At 62.6% G+C, this 2,258-nt stretch carries 2 protein-coding genes; both read left to right on the top strand.

The window, feature by feature from the left end; translation table 11 throughout:
• On the top strand, window positions 1–1,026 hold a 1,026-nt coding region (locus tag RMO81_RS07575; RefSeq protein ID WP_310475213.1), incomplete at its 5' end, for a hypothetical protein.
• A gap of 116 nt (window positions 1,027–1,142) precedes the next feature.
• The coding region (locus RMO81_RS07570; protein WP_310475212.1) for an IMP dehydrogenase at window positions 1,143–2,258 on the top strand (1,116 nt) is incomplete at its 3' end.

Raw genomic sequence — 2,258 nt, 5'->3', positions numbered from 1 at the left:
GCCACGGTGCCGCGCGCCGATGCTGACGACGCGCTTATCATGGCCAAGCTGAAGCTGTTTTCGGCTCAGAACCTGAAGGACAATGCCAAGCTGGAAGAAGCGCTGACCGAAGCGGTGGAAGCGCCGTCGATCACGCTGGAGGAAAAATTGACCTTCTCCAAGTTCGTTGCCGGCCTGTCGTCGAACCGCAAGGACTATCAGAAGGCCTGGAAATGGTATGAATTCTACCTGGCCCAGAAGCCTGACGATGTGGACATGCTGGTGCAGGCCGCCAGCGTGAATGCCGCGCTGAACAGCAAGCCGCGCGTTGTGGAATTGCTGGGCAAGGCCATCGATCTGCGCGAAGCTGCCGGCCAGAAGGGCGATCGCAGCTGGTATGAATTCCGCGCCCAATCGGTGATCGACGGCAAGATGGACGCGCAGATCATGCCGGCGCTGCTCAGCTGGGTGCGGGCTTTCCCTGAACCCAAGAGCTATAATCTGTCGATCGAGTTGGTGAAGCAGCGCAGCGGCAACATGGACAATAATTTGCTGCTGGATTGGGGCCGCCTGATGCATGCCGCCGGCGCCATGAGCACGGGCAACAATTATCTGGAATATGCCGATGCGGCCATCGAACGCGGCATGCCCAACGAAGCCGACATGGTGCTGAAGGAAGCGGTCGCCAAGAAGCTGATCGATCCGACCAAGATCAACATCGCCGAGCTGATCAAGCTTTCCGCATCGAAGATCAACGAGACCAAGGCGTCGCTGCCCGGCCTTGAAAAGGAAGGCAAGACCAGCCCGCGCATCGGGCTGGTGGTGGCCGATACGCTGGCCAATCTGGGCCAGCATGAAAAGGCCGTTGGCTTCTACAAGGGCCTGGTGGGCAATGCGCTGGTTGATCAGGATACGGTCAATCTGCGCCTTGGTGCGGCCCTGCTGAAGCTGGGCGACAAGCCGGGCGCCAAGGCGGCCTTTGCTGCCGTGAAGGCCGGTCCGCGCCAGCAGATCGCCCAATTCTATGGCGTTGTCGGCAGCCTTTGAGCCGCTTTCGACGCGACACATGATCGGAGCGCGCCGTGGCGACACGGCGCGCTCTTTTCATATGCGCCCTTCACCCCTATGGAGGCCCACCGTCGCTGCCAGAGGAGTCGCCCAACATGTCATCCCGGAGTTCTGGAAAGTTTCGGGGGGAGCCTCGCCTGGGCCTGACCTTTGATGACGTGTTGCTGGTACCGGCCGCGTCTGCCGTATTGCCCAGCATGGCCGATACATCCACGCGGGTGACCAAGGGCATCAGGCTCAACATCCCGGTGCTTTCGGCGGCGATGGACACGGTGACCGAAGCCGATATGGCGATCACCATGGCGCAATTGGGCGGCATCGGCGTGTTGCACCGCAACCTCACCGTGGAAGAACAGGCGCTGGCCGTGCGCCAGGTAAAGCGCTTTGAAAGCGGCATGGTGGTCAACCCGATCACGCTGACCCCGGATCAGACGCTGGCCGACGCCCGCGCGCTGATGGCCAGCCACGGCATTTCCGGTTTTCCCGTGGTGGAAAAGGTGGGGCCTGGCGGCGCACCCGGTAGGCTTGTTGGCATCGTCACCAACCGCGATCTGCGCTTTGCCGAAAATGATGGGCAGCCGATTTCCGAGCTGATGACGAAGGAAAATCTCGTCACCGTGCGCCCCGGCGTCACCGAATCCGAATGCCGCCGCCTGCTGCACAATCGCCGCATCGAGAAACTGATCGTGGTGGATGATGATGGCCATTGCATCGGCCTGATCACCATGAAGGACATCGTGCGCGCGGTGAACCATCCCAACGCCACCAAGGATGAAGCCGGCCGCCTGCGCGTTGCCGCCGCCACCACCGTGGGTGATACGGGCTTTGAACGCACCGAGGCGCTGCTTGATGCCGAGTGCGATCTGATCATCGTCGATACCGCGCACGGCCACAGCGACCGCGTGGCCGAAGCCGTGGCGCGCATCAAGAAGCACAGCAATTCGGCGCAAGTGATCGCCGGCAACGTGGCGACCGCGGCTGCTGCCATGGCGCTGATCGATGCCGGTGCTGATGGCATCAAGGTGGGCATTGGCCCAGGTTCGATCTGCACCACCCGCGTGGTCGCCGGTGTGGGCGTGCCGCAGCTGACCGCTGTCATGGATACCGCCGAAGCCGCCTGGAAACGCGGCATTCCGGTGATCGCCGATGGCGGCCTGCGCACCAGCGGTGATGTGGCCAAGGCGCTCGCCGCCGGGGCCAGTGCCGTGATG

It is taken from the genome of Sandarakinorhabdus sp. (genome assembly GCF_031422795.1).
Taxonomy (GTDB): Bacteria; Pseudomonadota; Alphaproteobacteria; order Sphingomonadales; family Sphingomonadaceae; genus Sandarakinorhabdus.
This window is presented reverse-complemented; position numbering and strand designations above follow the sequence as displayed.